Origin of the sequence: Sphingomonas sp. CFBP 13603 (assembly GCF_014892665.1) — a bacterium.
Classification (GTDB): Bacteria; Pseudomonadota; Alphaproteobacteria; order Sphingomonadales; family Sphingomonadaceae; genus Sphingomonas.
Genome location: NZ_JADBIA010000002.1, coordinates 168,287 through 193,855, shown reverse-complemented (window position 1 = coordinate 193,855; position 25,569 = coordinate 168,287). Strand labels below are relative to the sequence as shown.

The window sequence follows — 25,569 nt, the reverse complement described above, 5'->3', positions numbered from 1 at the left end:
CGTCGCGGTACGCTCCGGCTAGCGGGATCTGGTCATCTCCCTAGCCGTTCGTCCGTCACCACGCTGAGGCACCTTCTCTGTCCTAAGTTGGTGGAAGTGTTGCATTTTTGGCGCATCCGTGACGGATTGTTACACTGACCTCATTGTCGACCCTTCGCTGATTGCGTTCCCAAAATGGTCTGAATAGTCTTCCGTTGTGGTGCACGTCCCGGGGAGGGCGGCACGCACGGGGGACATTATTGATGATATTCGCTTCCACGCGTTCGATGCTTGGCCATGTTCGTTCGGGCCTGCTCGCGTCCACTGCTCTATTGGCCTCGGCCGCGCTGCCGACGATCGCTGCGGCGCAGGATCGACCCACAGGCGCGGAATCGATCGGCTATGGCAGTTCGTTGAATCCGGCCGACCTCGTCAATACGCCCAGCATCGTCATCTCGGCACCCGGTACGCCGACGACCGCGCAGGATATCGCCGGCGGCGTGAACGGCGTCGGCCAGATGACGATCTCGACGGGTGGCGGCGGCATCGGCCTGTGCACGGGGACGCTGATCAATCCGCGCACCGTCATCTTCGCCGCCCATTGCGTGAACGAGAACAGCGCCGGCACGGGCGCGCAGAACCCCTGGGGCTACGGCGCGCAGGGCGGCGGCATTCCGATCGCGTTCGGTTTTGCGCAGAACAACCGTCCGGCGCTGCTCGACTGGTTCCTGCCGACCACCGCGACCGGCGCGGTGAATACGCAGCAGTACAAGACCAACACCGCCAACTTCCTCTATAACGTCAATCAGGTCGTCTATAACGCCGACTCGCTGAAGCTCGGGCTGGCGCAGAACTTTCTTCAGGCCGACGTCGCGATCGCGACGCTCGACACGCCCGCCGCCAACGTGCCGACCTGGGCATTGTTGCTGTCGGCGTTGCCCGCGCCTGCGACGATCAGCGAGACGACCGGCACCGGCTATCACGTGACCATCACCGGCTATGGCCGCAACGGGCAGGGCGGCACGCTGACGGGCGACACCAACGGCGTCGATTACCGTCGCCGCATCGCCGAGAACACGATCGGCATCCTCGGCTCGTTCGACGACCGCGACGCATTCCTGTTCGGCTCGACCAGCGGCCTGCCGCAGAACCTGTACCAGCTCGATTTCGACGATCCTCGCCGTGGTACCGCGGCGGCGAGCCCGTTCGACTTCAACCTGTTCAAGGATAACGCGCTTCCCAAGGAAGGCACGACCGCCGGCGGAGACTCGGGTGGTCCGCTGATCCTCGATCGTACCTTTGCCAAGCAGGTCGTGATCGGCGTTCTGTCGGGTGGCAGCCGCTTCTTCGCCGCGCAGCCGTTCGGTGCGTACGGCACCGAGAGCTTCTATCAGCCGCTGTACCTGTTCTCCGACTATATCGCGGCGAACAATCCGTATCGGTATGCGCAGACCAGGGCGGGTGACGGGCAGTGGACCGATGCTGCGCACTGGGTGACCGCGCTCGATCCGAACTATCAGATCATCGTCGACGGCAAGCTGGTCAACGGCGTGCCGACCACGACCGGCGCGGGCATTGCCGGCGATGGCAACAAGTTCGGCCAGGTCTGTTTCCAGAGCGATTGCGTCGACGTGAAGACGGGCGTCGCGTCGGTCGACGGGGTTCCGGTGACGACGGGCACGGGCACGCCAGCCGTTGCGGCGGTCGTCCAAAAGGTTGCGGCACCCGGCGCGGCCGCCGAAGGCCTGATCCTCGAAACCGTCGCGCATTCGGGCAAGGGCAGCGCGACGCTGTTGGCGGGCGCGGACGATGTCGCGCAGGCGGCTGGCGATGCGGTGGCGCTCGCGGTGTTGTCGCCGACATTGGCGAACGGCTTGCCCGGCGCGACCAATTTCGTGCCGAACAACATCGATCCGGATCGCACGATCCAGCGTAGCGCGCGGTATTACGACGTGACGCTGTCGGCGGCCGGCACGACCACGCTCGGTTCGTCGGTGACCGTCGACAAGTTCACCGTTGCGGGCAGCACGGCGAAGCTGGCGGTGACGTCGGCGGGGTCGCTGCGGAGCCTGATGACCATCAATCAGGTCACGGGCGTCGTCCAGAACGACGGCGTCATCTCGACGCCGGGCGATTACTTCATGCTGTCGGGCATGCTGACCGGCTCGGGCCGGATCAACACGCCGTTCTTCACCAGCGTCGCCGGGATGATCGCGCCCGGCACGACGGGGACGATCGGCACGCTGACGATCGGCGGCAACGGCGTGCTCGCCTCGGGCACCAACCTGCTGATCGATCTCGGACCGAACGGTACGTCGGACAAGCTCGCCTTCGCCGCGACGACGTTCAACGCGGCGGGCGTGGCGACCAACGGCATCGCCAATCTCGGCGGTCGCGTCGGTTTCGCGCCGGCCACCGGTCAGACGATCCGGTACAACGACCTGTACACGATCGTGACCGCGCAGGGTGGCATCACCGGCAGCTTCGCCGCTGCGACACCGCTCAGCGCGATCCTGACGCCGAGCTATGTCTACAGCGCCAACGCGGTGCAGGTCCGGATCCTCGCGGGTCAGTACCGCAACGTCGTGGCCGCGACGCCGGTGCAGTCGACCTATGCCGGGCTGCTCGACCAGAACCGTTCCAACTATGCGGCGCTGAGCAACGTCTATGGTTCGCTCGACCTGCAGAACGCGGCGACAATCCGCTCGACGCTCGAGGGCCTCGCACCGCGGGCAGAAACGCTGAAGTCGAGCCTCGGCGTCGCGTCGATCGACACGATGTCGCGCTTCTACCGGGATCACATCGCGCAGATCGATACGCGTGGCGGGCTCGGCGGTACGCTCGCGTTGATTGGCAAGCCGGTCCAGGTCGCCTCGCTGATGGCGAGCGACCTTCCCGGCGGGCAGGACACGATGAGCGATTCGAGCGGCACCGTGCTGCAGCAGGGTCGTCTGCCCGACGACATGAGCGGCTTCATCGCGGGCGGCTATATCGACGGCAAGAGCCGGTCGATGCCGGGGACAAATCCGTTCGGCGGGCATGACAAGTTCGATGGCTATTTCGCGGCTGTGGGGCTTGAGAAGCAGGCTGGCGAGGGTGGCGTGATCGGCTTCTCGTTCTCGTACACCAACACCGACGGCACCACCGGCGGGATCGCGCAGCGCGCGAAGGGCGAGCTGTTTCAGGGCACGCTGTACGGCAAGCTGGAGACCGCATCGGGGATCGTCCTCGATACGCAGTTCAGCGCAGGCGCGTTCGTCGCCAAGACCGATCGCACCGTCGGCTTCGTCGGCACCAACTACCGCCTGCGCGGCACCGACAATGCGTTGACGGTCGTCAGCGAGGTCGGTCTCGGCAAGGCGTTCGACCTGTCGATGCTCAAGGTCGGCCCGCGCGTGTCGATGCGCGCGAGCCATATCGGCTTCGGCAAGTCGATCGAGAATGGCGGCGGACCGGCTTTGTTCGTCGATCGCGACAGCTTCGACAGCCTGCAGGGTCGTGCCGGGCTGGTGCTCGGCGGCAGTGGTTCGTTCCGGCCTTATGCCGCCGCGAACTACGTCCACGACTTCCAGTCGACGCCGGGCGTGTTCGGTGCGAACTTCGTCGGCGGGATCGGTCCGAACGCGCTGTTCGGGCTGGCCGGGCAGGACAAGAACTGGGGCGAGATCAGCGCCGGGCTGACGCTGGTTGGCGACAGCGTCGACATCTCGGTCGGTGCGGACACCACCGTCGAGCGCAAGGACGTGTCGAACCAGTCGTACAAGGGCTCGATCAAGATCCGCTTCTGATCGAGGGCAGTTCCAGATCGTTGGATTGGTGAAAGGGTCATCCGCGCATGCGGGTGGCCCTTTTTCGTATTCGCGGCCGAGCCTGCGTGAATTCGCGGTTCGCCACGCCGTCATCCTGACGAAAGTCAGGATCCAGAGCGGTGAGGCGCGGTCCTCCGTTACCCTGGATCCTGACTTTCGTCAGGATGACGGAGGGTGCGAGTGCGCGCATGGACGACCTGTCGTACCGGGCCGCCACACCACGAACGTCCACCGTCCAAAACTCAACATGCAAAACGCGCAATTGACTGCCTAAGCAATGGTTGCCATGGCAACGATATGACGTTCTACACCAAATCGGAATTCGGGCCCGACTGTTCGCTCGGTTACCTCGCGCGGCGGATTCATCAGATCGGGCAGAGCTTGATCGAGCCGGTGTTCGCGGCGGAGAACATGTCGGGCACGCAGTGGTCCGCGCTGATGTCGATCATGGCCGGTCGCGCGGCGACGTGTGCCGACCTCGCGCGCGATATTTCGCACGACAAAGGCGCGACGACGCGGCTGGTCGACGCGATGGAGCAGAATGGCTGGGTCACGCGGTCGCGCGCGAGCGACGACCGGCGGGTGCTCAATCTCGAACTGACGCCCGACGGCGAGGCGGTCGCGATCCGGTGTCGCGACCGGATCATCGAATACTGGAACACCCTGCTGACGGGCTGGGACCGGGCCGAAATCGAGAAGCTGATCGAACTGATGCAGAAACTCCGCACGACGCTGGACGACGCTCTGACCGAAGGACGCCGCGCATGAAGATTGGCACTGCCCTAGCCCCGATCACGGTGGCAGGGCTGCTCGCGGGGTGCGCGATCCCGGCATCGAAGACCGTGGTGGAGCCGGTATCGGCCACGGCGCTCGGGCTGGCGCCGGACGCCGCGCCGGTGATCGCGGCCGACTGGTGGCGGTCGTTCGGCGATCCGCAGCTCGATCGGCTGGTACGCGATGCGGTCGCGGGCAGTCCATCGCTCGATGCGGCGCTGGCACGGGTCGCTCAGGCGCAGGCGGTGCTTTCGACGCGGCGTGCCGACAATGGCCCCGACGTGACGCTCGATGCGCAGGAGCAACTCGCGCGGTTGAGCGGTCGCTACACGATCCCGCCGCCCTATGCCGGGTCGACGCGGTTCGTGGGGTCGACAGCGGCGAACCTCAGCTGGAACCTCGATCTGTTCGGGCGCCAGAAGGCCGCGATCGAGGGCGCGCGGGCGTCGGTGCGTGCGGCTTCGCTCGACGTCGCGGCGGCGCGGATGGCGCTGTCGGGGGCGGTCGTGCAGACGTATATCGATCTCGAACGCGCCGAGGCGCAGGCGGGGATCGCGCAGCGGACGATCGCGACGCGCCAGAATTCGCTGCGGCTCGTGAACGTGCGGATCCGCAACAATCTCGCGAGCAAGCTCGACGCGCAGGCCGCGACGACGCTGCTGGCGCAGGCGCGGCAGGCGTTGCTGCGTGCGCAGGCGGCGCAGGTGCTCGCGAAGAATGCGCTGGCGGCGCTGGCCGGGCGTGGTGCGGATTATCCGGCGACGATCGGTGCGACCGCGTTGCGGCTCGATGCGGCGCTGCCGTTGCCCAAGACCGTACCCGCCGATCTGCTCGCGCGACGTGCCGATATCGCGGCGGCGCAGGCGCGGATCGAGGCTGCGGCGGCCGGGCGTCAGTTTGCGCGGAAAGCGTTCTATCCGAACGTCAATCTGGCGGCGCTGGCGGGGTTCCAGGCGGTCGGGCTCGGCAATCTGTTCTCGCTCGATGCGGGCACGGTCGGCGTCGGGCCGGCGGTCCATCTGCCGATCTTCGACAATGGCCGGCTGAAGGCGGACCTCGCGGGCGCGACCGCGGCGCTCGATCTGGCGACCGCGGATTACAACGACCGGGTGATCGGTGCGGTGCGCGAGGCGGGTGACGCGGTAGCGCGGATCGGTGCGCTCGACGCGGACCGTCAGCGACAGCGCGAGGTGGTGCGCGGCTATGCCGAGACCGGGCGGCTGAACGCGATCCGCGTGTCGAGCGGCCTCGATAGCCGGCTCGATCTGGTCGACAACGACGTCCGCACGCTGGCCGCCGAACAGGCCGATGCCGACCTCGCCGCCGATGCCGCGCAACAGCGCGTGCAGCTCGTGCTGGCGCTGGGTGGTGGTTATGATTTTCAGGGGATGACGCGATGACCGATACGCAAACGCCGGCGCCCGCCGCGGCTCCGACCGGCAATCCGCGCGCCCGCAAGCGCGCGCTGACGATCCTCGGCGTGGTGGTCGTGATCGGTGCGATCGTGTGGGCGGTGTTCCACTTCCTGCTCGCCGCGCCTGAGCAGGAGACTGATGATGCCTATGTCGCGGGCGACGTGGTGGCGATCACGGCGCGCGATCCGGGGCAGGTGACCGCGATCCATGCGGATAACACGCAGGTCGTGAAGGCGGGCCAGCCGCTGATCGACCTCGACGCCGCGACCTCCGATGTCGGTGTGGCATCGGCCGAGGCGGAACTCGCACGGGCGGTGCGCGCGACACGGTCGGACTTCTCGAAGGTGAACGAGACCGGGGCCGCGGTCGTGCAGGCGGAGGCCGAACTGGCGCGCGCGCGGAACGATCTCGCGCGTCGTCGTGGTGCGGCGGCGGAGGGCGCGATCTCGGGCGAGGAGCTGAGCCATGCCGCGGATCAGGTGAAGGTCGCGAGCGCGACGCTGCAACTCGCGCGCAGCCAGCAGGCGCAGTCGAAGAACGGCGTCGTTGGCACCACGGTGTCGAACAACCCGGCGGTGCTGGCGGCGATCGCAGCGTATCGGCGCGCGGCGATCACGCGGAGCCACATGCACGTCGTTGCGCCGATCGACGGCGTCGTCGCGCAACGGACCGTGCAGCTTGGGCAGCAGGTTTCGGCGGGGCTGCCGCTGATGGCGGTGGTGCCGCTCGACCGGGTGTGGGTCGATGCGAACTTCCGTGAGACTCAGTTGCGGGATCTGCGGATCGGGCAGGCGGCGACGGTGACGGCGGACATGTACGGGGACGACCTGGTCTATCACGGCCATGTGGTCGGGCTCGGCGCGGGTAGCGGCAATGCGTTCGCGCTGTTGCCGCCGCAGAATGCGAGTGGAAACTGGATCAAGATCACGCAGCGCGTGCCGGTGCGGATCGCGCTCGACAAGGGTGAACTGCGGCGCAATCCGCTGCGGGTCGGGCTGTCGGTGAACGCGATCGTCGATACCGCGGACAAGTCGGGGACGATGGTCGGGCGACCGGCGGTGGCGGCGTATAAGGGGCTGGCGACCGGGCAGGGCGATGCTGCGGTCGATGCAAAGATCCGCCAGATCATTGCGGCCAACCGGTGATGATTTTGCGGTGGCCATTACTCCGGTGCGGTCCTGCCCTCCTTGTTCTCCCGCGAAGGCGGGAGCCCAGTCTGGGTCCCCGCCTTCGCGGGGAAACAGTCTTGTTGGTAACCGCTGGCATGCATACCGCACCACCCCGGCGGAGGCCGGGGACCAGTTGGATAGGTGGTCGTAACGGCGCGCTGCCTTCCGTTAGCCTCGTTTCCCAACTGGGCCCCGGCCTTCGCCGGGGTGGTGGCTTTGGTTGGGTCATCCCCTCTCAGGCGAGCACCCTGTAATGGCCGCCCCATCCAGCGCCGGCGCCGGTCCCGCCCCTCTCGTCGGCGGCTCGCTCGCGCTCACCGCATTCGCGCTCGCGCTCGGCACCTTCATGCAGGTGCTCGACACGACGATCGCCAACGTGTCGCTCCCCACCATCGCCGGCAATCTCGGCGTTTCCAGCGACAACTCCACCTGGATCGTCACCGCGTTTGCGGTCGCCAACGGAGTCGCGGTGCCGCTGACCGGGTGGTTGATGGGGCGGTTCGGCGTGGTGCGGACGTTCTGCGTGTCCGTCTTCCTGTTCACGATCGCGTCGTTCCTGTGCGGGATCGCGTGGGACCTGCCGTCGCTGATCGGCTTTCGCATTCTCCAGGGTGCCGTGTCGGGACCGATGATTCCGGGCAGCCAGGCGCTGCTGATCGCGATCTTCCCCGTCCACAAGCGCTCTACCGCGCTCGGCATCTGGTCGATGACGACCTTGGTCGCGCCGATCATGGGACCGATCCTCGGCGGCTACATCTCCGACAATTATCACTGGAGCTGGATTTTCCTGATCAACGTGCCGTTCGGGATGTTCTGCGCGTTCGTGTGCTGGAACAAGCTCGGCAAGCGCGACACGCCGACGCGGAAGCTGCCGATCGATCAGGTCGGGCTGATCCTGCTGGTGATCTGGGTCGGTGCGCTGCAGATCGTGCTCGATCTCGGCAAGAACGACGACTGGTTCGCCGCCGACCGGATCGTCATCGCCGCAGTCGTCGCCGCGATCGGCTTTGTCGGCTGGATCATCTGGGAGCTGACCGACGCCAACCCGGCGGTGAACCTGTCGCTGTTCAAGAGCCGCAACTTCACGATCGGGACGATCGCGTTCTGCCTCGGCTATGCGGTGTTCTTCGCCAACACGCTGCTCCTTCCGCTCTGGTTGCAGACGCAGCTCGGCTACACCGCGACCTGGGCGGGGCTGGTCGCCGCGCCATCGGGCGCGGTGGCGGTGATCCTGACGCCGTTCGTCGCGCGGCTGAGCGGCAAGATCGACGCGCGTATCCTCGCGACGGTGGCGTTCGCGTCGTTCGGCTACTCCTATTACCTGCGTTCGGGTTATACGACGGGGGCAAGCTTCTACGACCTGATGTGGCCGCTGATGGTGCAGGGGATCGCGATGAGCACGTTCTTCCTGGCGATGCTGACGATCTCGCTTGATCGTATTCCGGCGGAGCGGTTGCCGTCGGCGACGGGCATCTCGAACTTCGCGCGCATCACCTCGGGCAGCTTCGCCGCGTCGATCATCACGACCGCCTGGGATCGTCGCGAGACGCTGCATCAGAGCCGGTTGTCGGAAGCGATCGGCACTGGTTCGCCGTACCAGATGGCGCAGGGTGCGCTGACTCGGATGGGGCTGACCGATGTGCAGGCGGCGGGCGCGATCACGCGGCAGATGGTGGCGCAGGCGTATCTGCTCGCGTCGACCGACCTGTTCCGCGTCTCGGCCTGGCTGTGCCTGGCGATGGTGATCATCGTCTGGTTCACGCGACGCGCGAGCCCTCCGCAGGGGCCGATCGCGGCGGATTGATCGGTCGCTTGTCGTTTTCTTACGACCGGCAGGCGGTCGTACGATTTCTCGATATTAGAAACGTTATCGCAACCACTTGGCCCCTAACGCTGCATTTACCAGATACGAAATGCCTGTGGGGGGCCAGATACCATGATGATCAAGAACACCGCTTTGCGGATCGCTGCCGTGTGCCTTTTTTCGAGCGCTGCACCCGCCTGGGCCGGTGCGCCGGTGACGTGCATACAGTCCGTCAGCAAGCCACGACTGGTGTGCGACGAGGGGGCCTGCATCCGCGTGTCGGTCAGGGACCTGTGCGAGGCGGTTCGCGCATCCTATCCGGTCAAGCGGCGTAACCTGAAGCCGCTGCGCACCGACGCGAACCCGGTCCGCGACGAACTGACGCTGCTGATCGCGAGCGTTAGCTGACGAAGGCGAAGGCGGCACCGGGAACGGTGACCGCCAGGCCGGTCGGGGCGAGCGTCCCGTCCGGCAGGATATCGAGCACCGTGACGCGGTGATCGCGTTCGTGGACGACGACCACCCGGCGCTCGTCCTGCGACATCATGAAGAACCGCGGCGACAGGCCACCGCTGGCGACATGCTGGATCGGTGTCGCGTCGCCGTGCGGATCGAGCGCGAAGACGGCGATGCTCTCATGGCCGCGATTGGACACGTACAGCCGATCGCCGGCGGCATTCGCGCCGATATGCGCGACGATATTCGCGCCGTGCCACGCAGGCGGAAGCGTCGACAGCGTGGCGCGTTCGCTAAGGCCGGTATCGTCGACGTCCAGTACCACCAGGGTATTCGTCAGTTCGCACGCGAGATACGCCGTGCGCGGGTGACGCGGGTGGAATAGCATATGCCGCGGGCCAGACCCCGGCGGCGCGGCGAACGCGGTGTACGGCGTGCCGAGAATCCCTCGTTCCGCGTCGAACGGGAATGCCAGTAATTCATCGGTCCCCAGGTCCGTGACGTACAGCGTCCGGTTGTCCGGGCCGAAGCCGACCCAATGCGCATGCGGTGAAAGCTGGCGTTCGGGATCGGGTCCGCTGCCGCTGTTGGCGTGCACGAAGGGCGGGGCGATCGGCAGTCCGCTGGCATCCAGCCGGTACAACGCGACGCTGCCGCTCATGTAGTTGGCGACCGCGACCCAGGATTGCGTCGCATCGAGCGCGACGTGGCAGGGTGCCGCGCCGCCGGTCGTGACCTGCGCGAGACGTCGCCACTCATGGTCCGCGTACCGGTGTACGCCGAGGGTCCCGTCGTCGCGCTCGTCGACCAGATAGTGCAGATCGAACCGTGACGCGTACGCGCCGAACGAGGCGTTCGATGCGTCGAGACAGGCAGCGCCGATCGCCAGCCCATCGTCATGATCGAGCAGCGGATAGAGACCGGCCCCGCCACCGCCGGCATAGGTCCCGATCCAGCGGCAGTCGTTGAACGCGGGCGACGTTTCGGGTTCGATCATGCCGCCGTTCCTAACGCCGTTTCGCGGCACCGTCACACGCCGACCGCACGTCGACGCTCAGACCCTCAACAGCCCGATCAACTGCTCGCGGTACAGCAAGGCGAGCTCTTCGTGCATCCGGGCGACGCCGGCGTTCGGTGCGCGGCGGGCGAGGACGGACTGGTCGTCCATACGGCGCTCGATCACGGAAGGCGGCGGAAGCATATCCATCTCCGCCCGTGTTGGACCCGTTATGTTGCGGTCGAATTTCGCGAGACGGTTAACGCCCTGCAATTCCGTACCAAAAGCGCGTTTCCCGGGCTGGCGTTGCCGTCGGCCTTGGCCTACCGCGACACCATGGGCGATCTGGATAGACTGGTTCCTTCGGGGATCATCGAGCAATGGGTCTATCACCTGCGACGGCAGCGTTCGCGGGCGACGGACGCGATATGGCTGATAGAACAGGGCTTTACCCTGCATGATGGCCAGGACGGCGTACCGCAGCACGATGCGACCGCCCGCTGGCGCGCCGAGCAGGAAACCGTCGTCGAAGAAGTGACCGCGTTGCTGGCGCTGTACGACGGCATCAACCTGGGCAAGGCGGATATCGCCTGAGCCGAGGCGTCATGCCGGTGCCTTACGTGGCGTCGCCGTAGCTCTCGCGCATCAACCAGCCGGTATGCTGCAACGACGAACTCTGCGGCGGTTCGGCGTCGGGCATGTCGGCGACCAGTTCGGCCGACGCCGCGAGTTGCAGATGGTTCTCGCTCAGCAGCAGATGCGCCGCGCGACCCGCGTCCGACTGCGAACGGCGAGCGAGCGCCTGTTCCTGCTCGGCCCGATCCTGATGATACTGGACCTGCGCACGCCACGCTTCCGCGTTCGCAGTCGGTAGAGTGTTGTCGTTCATGATGATCTCCATCGGCATGACCGGATTGATGCGTTTTAGTTTCCCGCCTGTTGCAGAAGGTGGTTAATGCGTCGGTCCGGTCGTCAAACGGGCTTGGGCGCGCCCTGCCAGCCGCCACCGAGCGCGCGGAACAGGTCGACTTGCGCACCGGCGATCCGCGCATCCGCGGCGGCCAGATCCGTATCCGTATCCGCCAACGTACGCTCGGCGTCGAGGACGTCGAGGAAGTCGATCTGGCCTTCGCGCTGGCGTGCACGGGTGATGCGGGCGGCGGTGGCGGCGTTGTCGTGCGCGGACTGTAGCTGCGTGCGGCGATCGAGTTCGCGGGCATAGTTCGACAGCGCGGTCTCGGTTTCCTCGAGTGCGGTGAGGACGCTGCCGTCGAAATTGGCGAGCGCGCCGCGCGAGTCTGCTTCGGCGCCGGCGATGCGCGCGCGCGCGGCGGACTGGTTGAGCGACCAGTTCAGCAGCGGGCCGAGCAGCCAGCGGATCGGGCCACCGGTGAAGATGTCGCCCACGCTAAGCGCGGTCGAGCCGATCGAGCCGCCAAGCGAGATCTGCGGGTAGAGCTGCGAGGTCTGCACGCCGATCCGTGCGGTCGCCGCCGCAAGCCGACGTTCGGCAGCGTGAACGTCGGGGCGACGGGCGAGCAGCGCCGCGCCGTCGCCGATCGGGATCGGCTGGTCGAGGCGGGGCGTGGTGGTCCGGGCGCCGGCGGTTGCGGGAAGGTCCTGCGGGGTGCGGCCGGTGAGCGTGGCCAGGCGGAAGAGCGCAGCTTGGCGCTCGGCTTCGATCTGCGGGATGTTGGCGGCGCGCTGGTCACGCAGGGCTGCGATGCGGACCTGGTCGAGGCGGGCTGCACGACCGGCGTCGACGCGCTTGCCGGTCAGCGTGTTCGACTTGTCGAGCAGGTCGACGATCCGCCGCGCGACCGCGAGACGTTCGGCGGATGAGGCTGCGTCGACATAGGCGCGGGTGGTCGCCGCGACGATCGAGACGCGCACGGCGTCCGCGTCGGCCTGTGCGGCGCCGACGTCACCGCGGGCCGCTTCGACGTTGCGGCGGACCCGGCCCGCGAGATCGACTTCGTAGCTGATGTCTAGGCCTACGTCGTAGGTGGCGCGCTCTCGGTCGAGGCCGGGCAGGTTCTGGAGTTGTGAGGTGCGCGCGTAATTGCCGCTCGCGCCCGCGTTCACCTGTGGCTCGCGGTCGGTCTTCGCGCCGCGCAACGACGCGCGGGCGCTATCTAGCCGGGCGACTGCCACGCGCAGGTCGGTGTTTGCGGCGAGTGCGTCTGCGACGAGGCCGTCGAGGACCGGGTCGCGGTACATCCGCCACCAGTCGTTGTCCGGCGCGGTCGTGACGGTGGCTGCGTTCGCGGTGACGAACGACGCCGCCGCCTTGGGTGGGGTGATCGGCGCGACATAGTCGGGGCCGGCGGCGCAGGCGGCGAGCGTCAGCGCCGAGAGGCTCGCGAGGAGGGCGGACTTCATGATGCTGGTCCTATTCGGCTGGCTGGAGCGTCGGGGCGGCAGCGGTTGGCTTGCGGCGTTCGAACCGCAGCGCCAGCGCCCGTGCGACGACATAGAAGGTGGGGGTGAAGAGCAGCCCGAACCCGGTCACGCCGATCATCCCGAAGAACACCGCGGTCCCGAGCGCCTGGCGGAGTTCCGCACCGGCACCGGTCGCGATCACCAGCGGCACCGCGCCGAGGATGAACGCGAAGCTCGTCATCAGGATCGGCCGCAACCGGTCCTTCGCCGCGCGTACCGCGGCCTCGACGGGGGTGAGGCCGTCCTGTTCCTCGGCCTGCTTGGCGAACTCGACCACGAGGATCGCGTTCTTCGCCGCCAAGGCAATCAGCACGACCAGGCCGATCTGCGTGAGGACGTTGTTGTCCATGCCCCGCAGGTTCACGCCGGTCATCGCTGCCAAAAGGCACATCGGCACGATCAGGATGATCGCGAGCGGCAACGTCAGGCTCTCATATTGCGCGGCGAGCACGAGGAAGACGAACACCACCGCCATGCCGAAGACGAGCGCGGCGGTGCTGCCGGCGGCCTTTTGCTGGTAGGCGATGCCGGTCCATTCATGCGCGTAGCCGGCCGGAAGCGACGCATCGGCGAGCTTCTCCATCGCGACCAGCGACTGGCCCGAGGAATAGCCCTTGGCGGTGTCGCCATCGACCTCGACCGCGGGGAACAGGTTGTAGCGGACGACGCGGTACGGGCCGGTCTTGTCCTTGAACGTCGAGACCGAGCCGACCGGGACCATCTGGCCCGAGTTGGAGCGCGTCTTCAGGTTGGCGATGTCCGCGGTGGTGTTGCGGAACGGTGCATCGGCCTGGGCTGTGACGCGGTAGGTGCGGCCCAACAGGTTGAAGTCGTTGACGAACGCCGAGCCGAGATAGACCTGCAACGCCTCGAACACGCGCTCCGGGGGGACGCCCAAGAGATTGGCCTTGGCGCGGTCGACGTCGGCGAAGATGCGCGGCGTGGCGGTGTCGAAGAACGTGTAGATCTGGGCGAGACCCTTGGTCTGGTTCGCCCGGCCGATCAGCGCGTAGCTCGTCTTGCCGAGGTCGGCGTAACCGTGGCCACCCTGGTCTTGCACCATCAGGCGGTAGCCGCCGGCCGAGCCGATACCCTGGATCAAGGGCGGCGGGACGATCAGCAGACGCGCTTCGGTGATGTCGCCGGTCGCCTTCTGCGATTCCGCCATGATGCTGGCGAGGGTGACGCCGAGCTTCTTGCGTTCCTCGAAGCTCTTCAGCGGGATGTACGCGGCGGCCGAGTTGGGGGCGAGCGTCTGCGAGGGGCCGTCGAAGCCGGCGAGCATGACCGCGCCTTTGACGCCGGCGAGCGGGAGAATGCGTTTCGCGACCTTCTGCATGACCGCGTCGGTGCGCTCGACAGACGAGCCGGGCGGAAGTTGAATGACGGTCAGGAAGTAGCCCTGATCCTGTGCGGGAACGAAGCCCGACGGCGTGATCGTAAATACGCCGACCGTGACCGCGATCAGCGCGGCATAGGCGATCATCATCCGGCGCGGCGCGGTGACTAGGCGGGCGGTGAGGCGGGCATAGCTGTCGCTCATCCGCTCGAACCCGCGGTTGAAGGCGTCGCCGGCGCGGCGGACCGTACGGGTCAGGCGGTTGCCGGAGTCCGCGGGGGCGGTCGGCTTGAGCAGCATCGCGGCGAGTGCCGGCGACAGCGTCAGCGAGATCAGCAGCGAGATGATCGTCGCGGTCGAGATCGTCACCGCGAACTGGCGGTAGAACGCGCCCGAGAGGCCGGTGAGGAACACGGTCGGGATGAACACCGCGCACAGCACGAGCACGATCGCGACGAGCGCGCCCGAGACTTCGTCCATCGACGTACGCGCCGCCTCGAGCGGGGACAGTCCGTGCTCAAGGTTGCGCTCGACATTCTCGACCACGACGATCGCGTCATCGACGACGATGCCGATCGCGAGGACGAGGCCGAACAGCGACAGGTTGTTGAGGCTGTACCCGGCGGCGGCGAGCACCGCGAAGGTGCCGATCAGCGAGACCGGGATCGCCACGATCGGGATGATCGCCGCGCGCCACTTCTGCAGGAAGACGAGGATGACGAGCACGACGAGGACCATCGCCTCGAAGAGCGTGTGCTTCACCGCGTCGATCGACTGCGCGATGAACTCGGTCGGGTTGTAGATGACCTTGTATTCGAGACCCTTGGGAAAGCGCTTCGACATGCTTTCCATCTCGGCGGTGACGGCCTGCGCCGCGCCGAGTGCGTTCGAGCCGGGACGCTGGAAGACCGCGGCGATGACCGTGGGCTTGCCGCTGAGATAGGTATTCGCGCCGTAATCCTGTGCGCCGAGCTCGACGCGCGCGACGTCCGAGACGCGGACCTGGCGGCCTTGCGCGTCGGTGCGGATCACGACGTCGGCGAACTGCTTGGGATCGGTCAGGCGGCCCTGCGTCTCGACGTTGAGCTGGAACGCGCTGTTGCCCTTGTCATAGGGCGGCTGGCCGAGCGTGCCGGCGGCGACCTGGACGTTCTGCGCACGCAACGCGGCGACGATCTCGCCGGCGGTGAGGTCGAGCGCGGCGGCGCGGCCGGGATCGATCCAGACGCGCATCGAATAATCGCGTGCGCCGAACAGTTGCACGTCGCCGACGCCGTCGATGCGGCTGAGGCGATCGCGGACCTGCGTCAGCGCGTAGTTGGAGATGTAGCCGCGATCGAGCGAGTTGTCGGGCGAGACGAGGTTCACCACCATCAGGAAGTCGGGCGACGTCTTCCGCGTCACCACGCCGAGACGCTGGACGTCCTCGGGCAGGCGCGGGACGGCGACCGCAACACGGTTCTGGACGAGCACCTGCGCTGCGTCGAGATTTGTGCCGATCTTGAAGGTGACGGTGATCGTGACCTTGCCGTCGCCGGTCGATTGCGACGACTGGTACAGCATGTTGTCGACGCCGTTGATCTCCTGCTCGATCGGCGCGGCGACGGTTTCGGCGACCGTTTCGGCGGAGGCGCCGGGATAGGTCGCGCTGACGGTGACGGTGGGGGGGACGATGTCGGGATATTGCGACACCGGCAGCGTCATGTAGGCGATCGCACCGACGATCGTGATGATCACCGCGATCACGCCCGCGAAGATCGGCCGGGTGATGAAGAAGCGCGAGAAGCGCATGGGAATTTCCTCGGTAGAGGGGCGCGGGCACACACCAACACCACCCCGGCGGAGGCCGGGGCCCAATTGGGCGAACCGCAGTGATTAAGTCGAAACGCTATCCCAATTGGGCCCCGGCCTTCGCCGGGGTGGACGCCTATCTCGCGAGCGTGGCCTCACCCGAGATGGGCTGGACCGAGGCTGGGGCCGTCGTACCCGAGGCCACCACGATCCGGCCGACCTTCGGCGCAACCGTGGCACCCGGCATCGCCATCTGCGTACCCTGGATGATGATCCGGTCGTTCGGCCCGATGCCCGAGCGCACGATCCGCAGGCCATCGACCACCGGGCCAAGCTCGACCGGCTTCTGGCTCACGACGTTCTTCGCATCGATCGTCAGCAGAACCTTCCGCGCCTGATCAGTCTGCACCGCATCGTCGGGCACTAGCAGAGCCTGCCGCGTTCCCGCACTCGCGAGGCGCATGTTGCCGAACATGCCCGGCGTCAGGAAATACCCCGGGTTGGCGAGGACCGCGCGGCCGCGGATCGTGCCCGATCGCTGGTCGAGGCCGTTGTCGGTGAAGTCGAGTTTGCCCTTCCAGCGATGCTCGGTCTCGTCCTGCAACTGGATCTCGACCGCCGCCGGCGTCGCGCCGGGCTGCCGTGCGCGCTGCGTCTTGAGGTACAGCGCCTCGGAGCCGTCGAACGTGAAGTAGATCGGGTCGAGCGCGTTGATCGTCGTCAGCACCGTGCCGCCGGTGCCTTCGCCGCCCGCGACCTGGTTGCCCGCATCGACGCGGCGGTCGGAGATACGACCGCCGATCGGCGCGCGAACCTGTGTGAAACCGACGTCCAGAGCGCGGGCGCGTTCGCGGGCCTGCGCTGCGGCGAGTGCGGCTTGTGCTGCTTCGAGCCGGCCGCGGAGTGCGTCGACCTCGCCGGCCGAGACCGCTTCGTCGGCGACCAGTCGCTGTGCGCGACCCAGATCGGTGCGGGCGAGCGACAGAGCGCTGCGTGCGCTGGCGACGTTGGCATGCGCCTCGGCCAGAGCGGCGGCGAACGGGCGGGAGTCGATCGTGAAGAGTAGCTGCCCCTTGCTGACGATCTCGCCGTCGCGGAAATGAATGCCGGTGACTTCGCCCGCGACGCGCGGGCGGATCTCGACGGTGCGGCTCGGTGCGAAGCGGCCGACATAATCGTCCCATTCGCTGACCTGCCGGACGAGCGGCGACGCGACCGTGACGGAGGCGGGCGGGGGTGCCGCCATCGCCGCGTCGGGATGGTCGAACAGCTTAACGCCGACCGCACCGAGCAGCGCGATCGGCACGAGCACCATCGCGCCGCGCTGCCATGCCGGCCGTCGGTGACGGTCCGCGGGCGGCGACGCAACGACGTCGGCGTCGTTCGCGGCCGTGATCGTGGTAAGTTGGTTCACGCTGCGATGCTCCGCTTCTGCTGGATGCCGACGCGCATGCCGGTCACGCTCTCGACGAGCGTTTCGATCTGTGCCTCGGCAAAGCCGGCGGCGAGGAAGCCCTGGATCTCGGCCATCGGCAACGCGAAGCCGCGGCGCCAGGCGTACACAGCCATCCGCCGCAACGCTTCGAGCCGGGGATCGGCGAGCCGCGACGCGGTGCTCAGGCCGAACAGGCTACCCATCGCGCGCGACATGCGGCTAGGGCCCGACAGGCTGCGCAACGTGTCGCGCTTGGCGAGGGCGATGACGCTCCATTCCAGTGCGGAAAAGCCGGTCGGGGCAGGAGCCGCCACCGTCTGCGTACGGCTGGTGACGGGCGAAGCGAACATGTTGTCGAGGTCGAGATAAGCCATGGGATTGTCCCCCTTTTGATCTTGGGCAAGCGCTGGCCTTCGTCGGTGGACGGTCCACCGACGTCAGCTGGTCGCTAGGCGTGCGCGGTCGTTGCCGGCACATCACCGTGCCGCGCTTGCCCGCTTGGAATTTTCGAAAGTTTGGCCGAAGCCGTCTTAGGTTTGAACCGTGGTCATGGGTTGGTGTCCCCGGCTGCCCCATCCGAAGTAGGAGAGAGCTTCGATACCAGTCGGTATATAAACCTGACGTTCATCTAGTCAACAGACTTTTGTACCGGCCGGTATTTTAAATTTCATCGCATCGTGATGCGTGACAATTTTGCCGGTCTCGTCTCGCCTATTTGGTCGGCCACACCGACATGGCGGTCTCGACGAGCTGGTTCAGCTCGGCGCAGGTCGCACCCGATCCGCTCTGGATCGTCAGACCCTGCATGATCGCGAACAGATACCGCATCAGCGCGTCCGACTCGAGGCCCTCGGGAAATTCGCCCGCGGCCTTCGCTTCGTCGAACCTGCGGATCAAGGCGGCCTGGGACGACGCGCGGCGCTTCGCCACCTCGGCCTTGATCGGCTCGGCTTCCGGGCTGCACGCGACGCTGCTGATGACGCTGAGGCAGCCCTTGGGATCGCACGTGCTGGATTGCATCTGGAGTGCGCCGCGCAACAGGTTTTCCGCTACGGCACGCGCGGTCGGCGCATCCAGCGCATACGTCATGTACGCCAGCTTCTCGCGTTCGTAGAGGTCGAGCGCCTTGTGGAACAGCGCCTCCTTGTTACCGAACGCGGCATACAGGCTGGGCTTGGTGATCTTCATCTCGGCGGTCAGTTCCGCCATCGATGCACCCTCGTACCCGTTGCGCCAGAACACGCGCAGCGCACCCGCCAACGCATCGTCGAGATCGAACTCGCGGGGGCGGCCCTTGGGGGCGGTGAGCGTGCAAAGCCTATTCATACCGTTCGGTATATAGTGAGAGCGCGCAAAAGGTCCAGTGACTGGAATATGTTGCCGGGGACGCTCACCGACCGACCGCGGTGTAGGCGAACCCGGCCTGTTCGACGTCGGCGCGTTGATAGACGTTGCGCAGGTCGACCATCACCGGCCCGGCCATCACGCGCTTCAGCCGCGCGAGATCGAGGGCGCGATAGGCGTCCCATTCGGTCACGATCACGACCGCATCGGCACCCTCGGCCGCATCATAGGCGTCCGTGCAGTAGACGAGGTCGGGCATCATCGCCTTGGCGGGCGCCATGCCTTCGGGATCGTGCGTGCGGACCGTCACGCCGGCGTCGGCAAGCGCGGTCGCGATCGCGAGGCTGGGGGCGTCGCGCATGTCGTCGGTGTTGGGCTTGAACGTGAGGCCGAGCAGCGCGACCGTCTTGCCGCGGGGATTGTCGCCGAGCGCGTGCAGGACTTTCCGCCCCATCGCGCGCTTGCGGCTATCGTTCACCTTCACGACGGCTTCGACGATGTGGACCGGGGTGTCGTAATCCTCGGCGGTCTTGAGCAGCGCCAGCGTGTCCTTGGGGAAACACGAGCCGCCATAGCCCGGCCCGGCGTGGAGGAATTTCTTGCCGATCCGGTTGTCGAGCCCGATCCCGCGCGACACGTCCTGCACGTCGGCACCCACCGCTTCGCACAGGTCGGCGATCTCGTTGATGAAGGTGATCTTGGTCGCGAGGAACGCGTTCGCCGCGTATTTGATCAGCTCCGACGTGCGGCGACCGACGAACAGGATGGGCGATTCGTTGAGGTAGAGCGGCCGGTAGACGTCGCGCATGACCTGCTTGGCGCGCTCGTCCTCGGTGCCGATGACGATGCGGTCGGGGCGTTTGAAGTCGCCGATCGCGGCGCCTTCGCGGAGGAATTCGGGGTTCGAGACGACCGCCACGTCGACGTCTGCACGCTTTTCACGGAAGATCGCCTCGACTCGGTCGCCGGTGCCGACGGGGACGGTCGACTTGGTCACGACCACGGTCGGTCCGGTGACGGCGGCGGCGATCTCTTCGGTGGCGGCGAACACGTAGCTGAGGTCGGCATGGCCATCGCCGCGCCGCGACGGCGTGCCGACCGCGATGAAGATCGCATCGGCGCCTGCGACCGCGCTGGCGAGATCGGTGGTGAAGGTCAGCCGGCCCGCGGCGACGTTCGACGCGACGAGCTGGTCGAGGCCGGGTTCGAAGATCGGCATGCGACCGGCGAGCAGTGCGTCGATCTTCGACTGGTCCTTGTCGACGCAGATCACGTCATGGCCGAAATCCGAAAAGCAGGCGCCGGACACCAGGCCGACATAGCCAGAACCGATCATCGTGATGCGCATGGACGTTCCTCGTAAAAGCCGCGCGACCTATCGTGAGTAATGCGCGCGCGTGCAAGCTGGAGAAGACCGACCGGTGTCGTTCGCGCCGTCTGCCCTGATGCTTTCGACGGTAGGCAACCCGCCACGTTGCGCGCATCATGGTTCCGATAACGGAGGCGGATATGCAGACGACGATGGCAGGCTGGGTGTTGGTGGCGACTGTGATGTTCGGTTCCGCGGATAGGGTTGCGGCACAGCAGGCGGCGGCTCCGTCGTGTCCGACTACCGTCGCGGCGGAGTTCGCGGGATGGAGCAAGCCGGCTTCGGTCGCGCCGGGCGGGGTGCTTCCGATCGGCTCGGTGGGTCGGCTGGCGCTGAAGCCGTCGGCAGGGGTTTCGTTCGAGGTCACGCCGACAAAGGCACCCGCAGCTGACACGTTTTCCGGCGTCGTCCGGTTCGACGTCGCGAAGGCGGGGACATACCGCGTGGCGCTTGGCGGAGCGGCGTGGATCGATGTCGTCCAGTCGGGCAAGGTGCTGACGTCGACCGCGCACGCGCATGGACCGGTCTGTTCGCCGGTGAAGAAGATGGTCGATTTCGTGCTGCCGGCGGGGCGCTATGCCTTGCAGCTATCGGGGGCGAAGACGGCCGAACTGTCCGTGTCGATCACGACGATCCGCTGACCCGAGCGGCTGCAACCAAAGCCGGGCATGCCGGTTGAAACCACGACCGATAGTGCAACACAGGAGAGAGACGGTGGCGGACGACTTCAAGCAGGCAGTCGATGACGGTGCGAACGCTAGCAAGGCGGCAACCGACCGCGCGGCGGATGCGGCGAAGGGCGCTGCGGACACGATGCGCGAGAATGCCGGGAAGGCGCGCGATGCGTTCTCGGAGAAGGTCGTCGATCCGGCACGGCGCGCGGGCGAGGCGATGAAGGAATCGGGCGGCAAGATCGCCGAGGGCGGCGCGACGATCGGCAAGGCGATGATCGACCAGGCCGAGCAGAATGCGCGCGAGGCCTTCGCGGCGATGCGCGAGGCGGCGAGCGCCAGCGACCTGACCCAGGTGATGAAGATTCAGGGTGATTACCTGCGCGAACAGAGCCAGCGGAGCATGAGCCAAGCGCGCGAGATCGGCGAGCTGATCATGAAGTTCGGCAAGGACGCGGTCGCGCCATTGCAGGGCGGCGGGATCAAGTAAGCCGTTCGGCCGATCCGCCGCTCTTCGTTTCGGGTGGAGCGGCGTACGGACGAGCAAGAACGCCGCCGCTCCGATACGATGACGGAGCGGCGGCGGACCAGCCTCAACTATTTCCGGCTTAGACGAACAGTCCGACGAGCCAGTACGTGCCTGCACCGATCAACCCGGCGGCGGGCAAAGTGAGCGTCCAGGCCACGACGATGTTGCTGGCGACGTTCCAGCGGACCGCGGAAAGGCGGCGAGCCGCGCCGACGCCGACGATCGAGCCGGTGATGGTGTGAGTCGACGATACGGGAATGCCCCAGAAGGTCGCCGCGAACAGCGTGATCGCGCCGCCGGTCTCCGCGCAGAACCCTTGTACCGGGGTGAGGCGAGTGATCTTCGAGCCCATCGTGTGGACGATCCGCCAGCCGCCTGACAGCGTGCCGAGCGCCATTGCCGCCTGGCAGGACAGCACGACCCAGAGCGGCACGTGGAATTCTCCGCCGAGCAGGCCCTGCGAATAGAGCAGCACGGCGATGATCCCCATCGTCTTCTGCGCGTCGTTGCCGCCGTGACCGAGCGAATAGAGCGCGGCGGAGATCAGCTGGAGCTTGCGGAAGCGCTTGTCGACGCCGAGCGGGGTGAGCTTGAGGCTGGTCCAGGCGACGATCAGCACGAGAACGAGCGCGAGCATCAGGCCGATCGCGGGCGAGGCGAAGATCGCGAGGACGGTGGCGATGACGCCTTTCCAGACGATCGCGCCGAAGCCGACCTTGGCGATGCCGGCCCCCAGGAGCCCGCCGATCAGCGCATGGCTGCTGCTCGACGGGATGCCGAGCACCCAGGTGATGACGTTCCACGCGATCGCGCCCATCAGCGCGGCGAAGATCACTTGCGCGTCGATGACGTGCGCCTGGACGATGCCGGTGCCGACGGTCTGCGCGACGTGGAGCCCGAACACCGCGAACGCGATGAAGTTGAAGAACGCCGCCCAGAGGACGGCGTATTGGGGTTTGAGGACGCGCGTCGAGACGACGGTGGCGATCGAGTTCGCCGCGTCGTGGAGGCCGTTCAGGAAGTCGAACAGCAGCGCAATGCCGATCAGGCCGATGAGGAGGGGGAGGGAGAGGATCATGCGGTTGCTGCCCTATCCGCTACCGCTTCACCCCCCCGGCGAAGGCCGGGGTCCAATTGGAAAGGTTGCAGCAACGGAACGCCGCCCTTCGTCATTGCCGTTCCCCAGTTGGGCCCCGGCCTTCGCCGGGGGGGAGCACTTGCAGGGGAGCCGACTTCAAGCATGGTCGATGACCAGCCCCTGGATCTCGTTCGCGACGTCCTCGAAGCGGTCGACGATCTTTTCCAGACTGCTGTAGATCTCGCGGTTGATGATGAAGGTCATCGGGTCCGCACTGATCTTCGAGGCCTGGAACAGCGCGCGCAGGCCCGTGTCGTGAATGTCGTCGGCATGCCCCTCGATCTGGATCAGCCGCGCGGTCAGGTCGTGCAACCGGCCTGCATTGGTGCCGAGCGAGCGGAGCAGCGGGATCGCCTCCGCGGTGATCCGCGCGGCCTCGACGATGATGCCGGCCATGTCGCGCATCTCGGGCGAGAACTCGGTGACCTCGTACAGCGCGATCGCATTGGCGGTACCGTTCATCTGGTCGATGGCGTCGTCCATCACGCCGATCAGGTCGGTGATCGCGCTGCGGTCGAACGGCGTCACGAACACGCGGCGGACGTCTTGGAGCACCTCGCGCGTGATATCGTCGGCCTCGTGCTCGCGCTTGACGATCTCGGCGATCTGACCCTCGATCGAGCCTTCGCCGTGGAGCAGCCGTGCAAGCGCATCGGCGCCGGCGACCAACGTCGCGGCATGCGCGTCGAACAGTTCGAAGAACCGTCCCTGCTTCGGCATCAGCGACTGGAACCAGCCCAGCATCGGAATTCTCCTTTTCGCGCTTGTGCGCACGACGGGTAAAATACGTTGCGCGAGCGACACCGGGATCGGCGGCTCACGGAAGGCAGCGATCAGCGCCTTCAGGCCGGGCTCATTGACAGCCTCCGCCGCGCGATCAAGCGTAAACCAGCGGGTGTCGCGCTGATGACGCTCGGGCCAGTCGTCGACCTGCTCGACGAACGCGAGCGGAAACACGGTGACGATCATGTCGCGGTAACGGCCGGTGCGGCGGCGTTTGCGGTACGCGAATTGCCCGACAGGCGAGGGGCAGGGGATGCCGCGGATGCCGGCTTCCTCATACGCTTCCTGCGCGGCGGCCTCGTGGCTGGCGAGGCCTACGATCGGGTTGCCCTTGGGGATCACCCAGCGACCGGTATCGCGCGACGTGATCAGCATCACGCGCGCATGCCCGGTCTCGTCGATCACATAGGGAAGTGCCGCAATCTGCTGGATAATTCGGGTCCTTGTGGGCGCGGAGTCGCGGCGAATGGCAGCAGCTTAGACGGCGGGGGGCGGCATGCACAGGGGGCGGTGGTCGGTGTCGGACGAGCGCCCGGCAGCGCAATTCCGTCCCATTCCCGGACGCGACGGATTTAACCACTTTTGTCGCTGGTCCAATTAGTAAACGCGGCGTTAACGTTTGCATCATGACCAGACGCCTAGTCCTCACCAACGAAGCCGCCCGCCATCCGCTGCGCCGGTCGTTGCCGCCGCCGGTGATCGCCAGCGCGAAGAACGACGATCAGGACGTGAAGCTGTTCTTCCTGAGCTTCGCGGCGTTCTTCACGTGCTTCTACAGCTTCATTTTCTGAGAGTGAGTTGTCGATCCTCCCCCGCCAGGGAGAGGTGGCTGGCTTTTGCCAGACGGAGGGGGAGGAAAGGAAAACATCCGTTCCTCCCCCTCCGTCACCTTCGGCGACACCTCCCCCTGGCGGGGGAGGATTTTCAGTGTCGAAGCGTCGGCAAACACCCGATCGCGTCGTCGTCGCAGGCCCGGTGCAGCTTCTGCGCGAGCCATGCCGAGACGAGGCACATCGCCGCCACGAGAAACAGCATGTCCTCGGGCGTCACACCCATAGCGGTGATGCCGATGACGAGGATCGAGCCGATCGTCATCGCGCCCGAGTTGACGACGTTGTTCGCCGCCACGGTGCGCGCGGTCTGGTCCTTCTCGACGGTCGTGGTCAGGAACGCGTAGAGCGGCACGACGAACATCCCGCCGGTGATCGCGATCGCCAGCAGCGTCGCCAGCACGGGGATCGCACCCGGCTGATGGATGAATCCGGCCCAATCGTAATAATGCCCCGGAGCCGCGGGCGTCCAGTTGCGCGCGAGGAACGAGAACAGCACGACGAACCCGCCCATCGCGATCACCGACGCAGGCGAGAACTTCGCGGAAATCCGCCCGCGCAGCATCGAGTTGATCACCACCGAGCCGATCGCGACCCCGACCGAGAACACCGCAATGACGAAGCTCGCGACTCGCTCGTCGGCGGTCAGCACGTTCTTCACCAACGGCGGAAAGACGATGATCAGCACCGCGCCGATCGTCCAGAAGAAGCTGATCGCGACGATCGCCAGGAACAGCCGCGGGATGTGCAGCGTCGCGCTGATCAATCGCCACGATGCGGTGAACGGGTTGTAGTCGAGCTTCAGCGGCGGGCCTTCGCGCGGTGCCGGCGGCACCTGGCGGCCGGAGAACCAGCCGATCACGGCAACGATCAACACGCTGGCAGCCGCACCCTCGATCGGGATCCAGCCTGCCGTCACCGTGCCCAACAGGATCGCGAGATACGTCCCGGCCTCGACCAGCCCCGTGCCACCGAGCACGTCGCACGGTTTCAAATGCTGCGGCAGGATCGCGTATTTGATCGGCCCGAAGAACGTCGAGTGTACGCCGAGGCACAGCACCGCGCCGAGCATGAGCCCGATCCCCAGCGACGGATGCCCTGCGCGCGCGACCATCAGGCCGGTCGCGCCGAGCAGCATGATGCCGATCTCGACCGTCTTCACGATCCGGATGATCCGCGCCTTGTCGTGACTGTCCGCCAATTGCCCGGCGAGCGCGGACAGCAGGAAGAACGGCAGGATGCCGAGTCCCGTCGCCAGCGCGTTGAAATTGGCCTCCATCTTCGGATCGTTGAAGACGGCATAGGTCGCGAACAGGACCATCGAGGTCTTGAACAGGTTATCGTTGAACGCGCCGAGAAACTGCGTGGTGAACAGGGGCAGGAAGCGACGTTGCTTCAGCAACCCGAGGGCATTGAGCATGACGGGAAATAGCCCTGATCGTTGCGGTAATGTGTCGAACCCTTAGCCGAGCGTCATCCGCACGCCAACGTTAAA

The 25,569-nt window shown here is 66.6% G+C and carries 22 protein-coding genes; 10 read left to right on the top strand and 12 right to left on the bottom strand.

Annotation, left to right across the window (positions count from 1 at the left end):
* The first annotated feature begins 242 nt into the window (after window positions 1–242).
* From IFR23_RS03740 to IFR23_RS03715, 6 genes are all read left to right on the top strand, one after another.
* Window positions 243–3,767 carry an autotransporter outer membrane beta-barrel domain-containing protein gene (locus IFR23_RS03740; RefSeq protein WP_192974769.1) on the top strand — a complete coding sequence of 1,175 codons (3,525 nt, stop codon included), beginning with the start codon at window positions 243–245 and terminating at the stop codon, window positions 3,765–3,767.
* A 318-nt stretch (window positions 3,768–4,085) separates the two neighbouring features.
* Window positions 4,086–4,556: a MarR family winged helix-turn-helix transcriptional regulator gene (locus IFR23_RS03735; RefSeq protein ID WP_192974768.1), complete on the top strand. Its 471-nt coding sequence runs from the start codon at window positions 4,086–4,088 to the stop codon at window positions 4,554–4,556.
* Window positions 4,553–5,962 (top strand): efflux transporter outer membrane subunit, encoded by a 1,410-nt coding sequence (locus tag IFR23_RS03730; protein ID WP_192974767.1) that lies wholly within the window; start codon window positions 4,553–4,555, stop codon window positions 5,960–5,962. The genes IFR23_RS03735 and IFR23_RS03730 overlap by 4 nt, the downstream gene beginning before the upstream one ends.
* Window positions 5,959–7,122 (top strand): efflux RND transporter periplasmic adaptor subunit, encoded by a 1,164-nt coding sequence (locus IFR23_RS03725; protein WP_192974766.1) that lies wholly within the window; start codon window positions 5,959–5,961, stop codon window positions 7,120–7,122. The genes IFR23_RS03730 and IFR23_RS03725 overlap by 4 nt, the downstream gene beginning before the upstream one ends.
* A gap of 277 nt (window positions 7,123–7,399) precedes the next feature.
* Window positions 7,400–8,950, top strand: a complete 1,551-nt coding sequence (locus tag IFR23_RS03720) for a DHA2 family efflux MFS transporter permease subunit (RefSeq protein ID WP_192974765.1) — start codon at window positions 7,400–7,402, stop codon at window positions 8,948–8,950.
* A gap of 132 nt (window positions 8,951–9,082) precedes the next feature.
* Window positions 9,083–9,358 (top strand): hypothetical protein, encoded by a 276-nt coding sequence (locus tag IFR23_RS03715; protein WP_192238972.1) that lies wholly within the window; start codon window positions 9,083–9,085, stop codon window positions 9,356–9,358.
* Here IFR23_RS03715 and IFR23_RS03710 read toward each other — a convergent pair.
* Together IFR23_RS03710 and IFR23_RS03705 are read right to left on the bottom strand one after the other, a co-directional pair.
* Window positions 9,351–10,403 (bottom strand): lactonase family protein, encoded by a 1,053-nt coding sequence (locus IFR23_RS03710; RefSeq protein ID WP_192974764.1) that lies wholly within the window; start codon window positions 10,401–10,403, stop codon window positions 9,351–9,353. The two genes, IFR23_RS03715 and IFR23_RS03710, sit on opposite strands and share 8 nt — an antisense overlap.
* 57 nt (window positions 10,404–10,460) lie before the next feature.
* On the bottom strand, window positions 10,461–10,607 hold the full coding sequence (locus IFR23_RS03705) for a hypothetical protein (RefSeq protein WP_181321158.1): 147 nt from the start codon (window positions 10,605–10,607) through the stop codon (window positions 10,461–10,463).
* Window positions 10,608–10,739: 132 nt separating this feature from the next.
* Here IFR23_RS03705 and IFR23_RS03700 point away from each other — a divergent pair, with 132 nt between their 5' ends.
* The gene (locus IFR23_RS03700; RefSeq protein WP_107962997.1) at window positions 10,740–10,997 is read left to right on the top strand and encodes a hypothetical protein; all 258 of its coding nucleotides are present in this window, start codon (window positions 10,740–10,742) and stop codon (window positions 10,995–10,997) included.
* Window positions 10,998–11,019: 22 nt separating this feature from the next.
* Here the strand turns inward: IFR23_RS03700 and IFR23_RS03695 are convergent, their stop codons facing one another.
* The 7 genes from IFR23_RS03695 to IFR23_RS03665 form a co-directional block, all read right to left on the bottom strand.
* Window positions 11,020–11,292, bottom strand: a complete 273-nt coding sequence (locus IFR23_RS03695; protein WP_192974763.1) for a hypothetical protein — start codon at window positions 11,290–11,292, stop codon at window positions 11,020–11,022.
* An 83-nt stretch (window positions 11,293–11,375) separates the two neighbouring features.
* Window positions 11,376–12,785, bottom strand: coding sequence for an efflux transporter outer membrane subunit (locus IFR23_RS03690; RefSeq protein WP_192974762.1), 1,410 nt, complete (start codon window positions 12,783–12,785; stop codon window positions 11,376–11,378).
* Between the two features lie 10 nt (window positions 12,786–12,795).
* On the bottom strand, window positions 12,796–15,975 hold the full coding sequence (locus tag IFR23_RS03685; RefSeq protein WP_192974761.1) for an efflux RND transporter permease subunit: 3,180 nt from the start codon (window positions 15,973–15,975) through the stop codon (window positions 12,796–12,798).
* Between the two features lie 136 nt (window positions 15,976–16,111).
* Window positions 16,112–17,389 carry an efflux RND transporter periplasmic adaptor subunit gene (locus tag IFR23_RS03680; RefSeq protein ID WP_446740883.1) on the bottom strand — a complete coding sequence of 426 codons (1,278 nt, stop codon included), beginning with the start codon at window positions 17,387–17,389 and terminating at the stop codon, window positions 16,112–16,114.
* Entirely contained in the window at window positions 17,386–17,784 is a 399-nt protein-coding gene (locus IFR23_RS03675) for a hypothetical protein (protein ID WP_107953860.1), read from the bottom strand. The genes IFR23_RS03680 and IFR23_RS03675 overlap by 4 nt, the downstream gene beginning before the upstream one ends.
* Before the next feature lie 337 nt (window positions 17,785–18,121).
* Window positions 18,122–18,736 (bottom strand): TetR/AcrR family transcriptional regulator, encoded by a 615-nt coding sequence (locus IFR23_RS03670; RefSeq protein WP_107953862.1) that lies wholly within the window; start codon window positions 18,734–18,736, stop codon window positions 18,122–18,124.
* 64 nt (window positions 18,737–18,800) lie between these two features.
* Window positions 18,801–20,102, bottom strand: coding sequence for a UDP-glucose dehydrogenase family protein (locus IFR23_RS03665; protein WP_192238965.1), 1,302 nt, complete (start codon window positions 20,100–20,102; stop codon window positions 18,801–18,803).
* Window positions 20,103–20,263: 161 nt separating this feature from the next.
* Between IFR23_RS03665 and IFR23_RS03660 the strand changes: the two genes are divergently transcribed.
* Window positions 20,264–20,764 (top strand): hypothetical protein, encoded by a 501-nt coding sequence (locus IFR23_RS03660; protein WP_192974760.1) that lies wholly within the window; start codon window positions 20,264–20,266, stop codon window positions 20,762–20,764.
* A 73-nt stretch (window positions 20,765–20,837) separates the two neighbouring features.
* Window positions 20,838–21,284, top strand: coding sequence for a phasin family protein (locus IFR23_RS03655; protein ID WP_342344863.1), 447 nt, complete (start codon window positions 20,838–20,840; stop codon window positions 21,282–21,284).
* 118 nt (window positions 21,285–21,402) lie between these two features.
* Here the strand turns inward: IFR23_RS03655 and IFR23_RS03650 are convergent, their stop codons facing one another.
* A complete protein-coding gene (locus IFR23_RS03650) occupies window positions 21,403–22,401 on the bottom strand; it encodes an inorganic phosphate transporter (protein ID WP_192974759.1) in 999 nt (332 codons plus the stop codon).
* Window positions 22,402–22,557: 156 nt separating this feature from the next.
* On the bottom strand, window positions 22,558–23,676 hold the full coding sequence (locus IFR23_RS03645; protein WP_192975007.1) for a DUF47 family protein: 1,119 nt from the start codon (window positions 23,674–23,676) through the stop codon (window positions 22,558–22,560).
* A gap of 194 nt (window positions 23,677–23,870) precedes the next feature.
* Between IFR23_RS03645 and IFR23_RS03640 the strand changes: the two genes are divergently transcribed.
* The gene (locus IFR23_RS03640) at window positions 23,871–24,035 is read left to right on the top strand and encodes a hypothetical protein (RefSeq protein WP_192974758.1); all 165 of its coding nucleotides are present in this window, start codon (window positions 23,871–23,873) and stop codon (window positions 24,033–24,035) included.
* A gap of 133 nt (window positions 24,036–24,168) precedes the next feature.
* Here the strand turns inward: IFR23_RS03640 and IFR23_RS03635 are convergent, their stop codons facing one another.
* The gene (locus tag IFR23_RS03635; RefSeq protein WP_192974757.1) at window positions 24,169–25,494 is read right to left on the bottom strand and encodes an MFS transporter; all 1,326 of its coding nucleotides are present in this window, start codon (window positions 25,492–25,494) and stop codon (window positions 24,169–24,171) included.
* Window positions 25,495–25,569: the final 75 nt, after the last annotated feature.

What these genes read in the sequence shown, in the direction of transcription:
- IFR23_RS03740 (WP_192974769.1), top strand. Translation starts at nt 243, where the DNA reads ATGATATTCGCTTCCACGCGTTCGATGCTTGGCCATGTTCGTTCGGGC.
- IFR23_RS03735 (WP_192974768.1), top strand. Translation starts at nt 4,086, where the DNA reads ATGACGTTCTACACCAAATCGGAATTCGGGCCCGACTGTTCGCTCGGT.
- IFR23_RS03730 (WP_192974767.1), top strand. Translation starts at nt 4,553, where the DNA reads ATGAAGATTGGCACTGCCCTAGCCCCGATCACGGTGGCAGGGCTGCTC.
- IFR23_RS03725 (WP_192974766.1), top strand. Translation starts at nt 5,959, where the DNA reads ATGACCGATACGCAAACGCCGGCGCCCGCCGCGGCTCCGACCGGCAAT.
- IFR23_RS03720 (WP_192974765.1), top strand. Translation starts at nt 7,400, where the DNA reads ATGGCCGCCCCATCCAGCGCCGGCGCCGGTCCCGCCCCTCTCGTCGGC.
- IFR23_RS03715 (WP_192238972.1), top strand. Translation starts at nt 9,083, where the DNA reads ATGATGATCAAGAACACCGCTTTGCGGATCGCTGCCGTGTGCCTTTTT.
- IFR23_RS03710 (WP_192974764.1), bottom strand. Translation starts at nt 10,403, where the DNA reads ATGATCGAACCCGAAACGTCGCCCGCGTTCAACGACTGCCGCTGGATC.
- IFR23_RS03705 (WP_181321158.1), bottom strand. Translation starts at nt 10,607, where the DNA reads ATGCTTCCGCCGCCTTCCGTGATCGAGCGCCGTATGGACGACCAGTCC.
- IFR23_RS03700 (WP_107962997.1), top strand. Translation starts at nt 10,740, where the DNA reads ATGGGCGATCTGGATAGACTGGTTCCTTCGGGGATCATCGAGCAATGG.
- IFR23_RS03695 (WP_192974763.1), bottom strand. Translation starts at nt 11,292, where the DNA reads ATGAACGACAACACTCTACCGACTGCGAACGCGGAAGCGTGGCGTGCG.
- IFR23_RS03690 (WP_192974762.1), bottom strand. Translation starts at nt 12,785, where the DNA reads ATGAAGTCCGCCCTCCTCGCGAGCCTCTCGGCGCTGACGCTCGCCGCC.
- IFR23_RS03685 (WP_192974761.1), bottom strand. Translation starts at nt 15,975, where the DNA reads ATGCGCTTCTCGCGCTTCTTCATCACCCGGCCGATCTTCGCGGGCGTG.
- IFR23_RS03675 (WP_107953860.1), bottom strand. Translation starts at nt 17,784, where the DNA reads ATGGCTTATCTCGACCTCGACAACATGTTCGCTTCGCCCGTCACCAGC.
- IFR23_RS03670 (WP_107953862.1), bottom strand. Translation starts at nt 18,736, where the DNA reads ATGAATAGGCTTTGCACGCTCACCGCCCCCAAGGGCCGCCCCCGCGAG.
- IFR23_RS03665 (WP_192238965.1), bottom strand. Translation starts at nt 20,102, where the DNA reads ATGCGCATCACGATGATCGGTTCTGGCTATGTCGGCCTGGTGTCCGGC.
- IFR23_RS03660 (WP_192974760.1), top strand. Translation starts at nt 20,264, where the DNA reads ATGCAGACGACGATGGCAGGCTGGGTGTTGGTGGCGACTGTGATGTTC.
- IFR23_RS03650 (WP_192974759.1), bottom strand. Translation starts at nt 22,401, where the DNA reads ATGATCCTCTCCCTCCCCCTCCTCATCGGCCTGATCGGCATTGCGCTG.
- IFR23_RS03640 (WP_192974758.1), top strand. Translation starts at nt 23,871, where the DNA reads ATGACCAGACGCCTAGTCCTCACCAACGAAGCCGCCCGCCATCCGCTG.
- IFR23_RS03635 (WP_192974757.1), bottom strand. Translation starts at nt 25,494, where the DNA reads ATGCTCAATGCCCTCGGGTTGCTGAAGCAACGTCGCTTCCTGCCCCTG.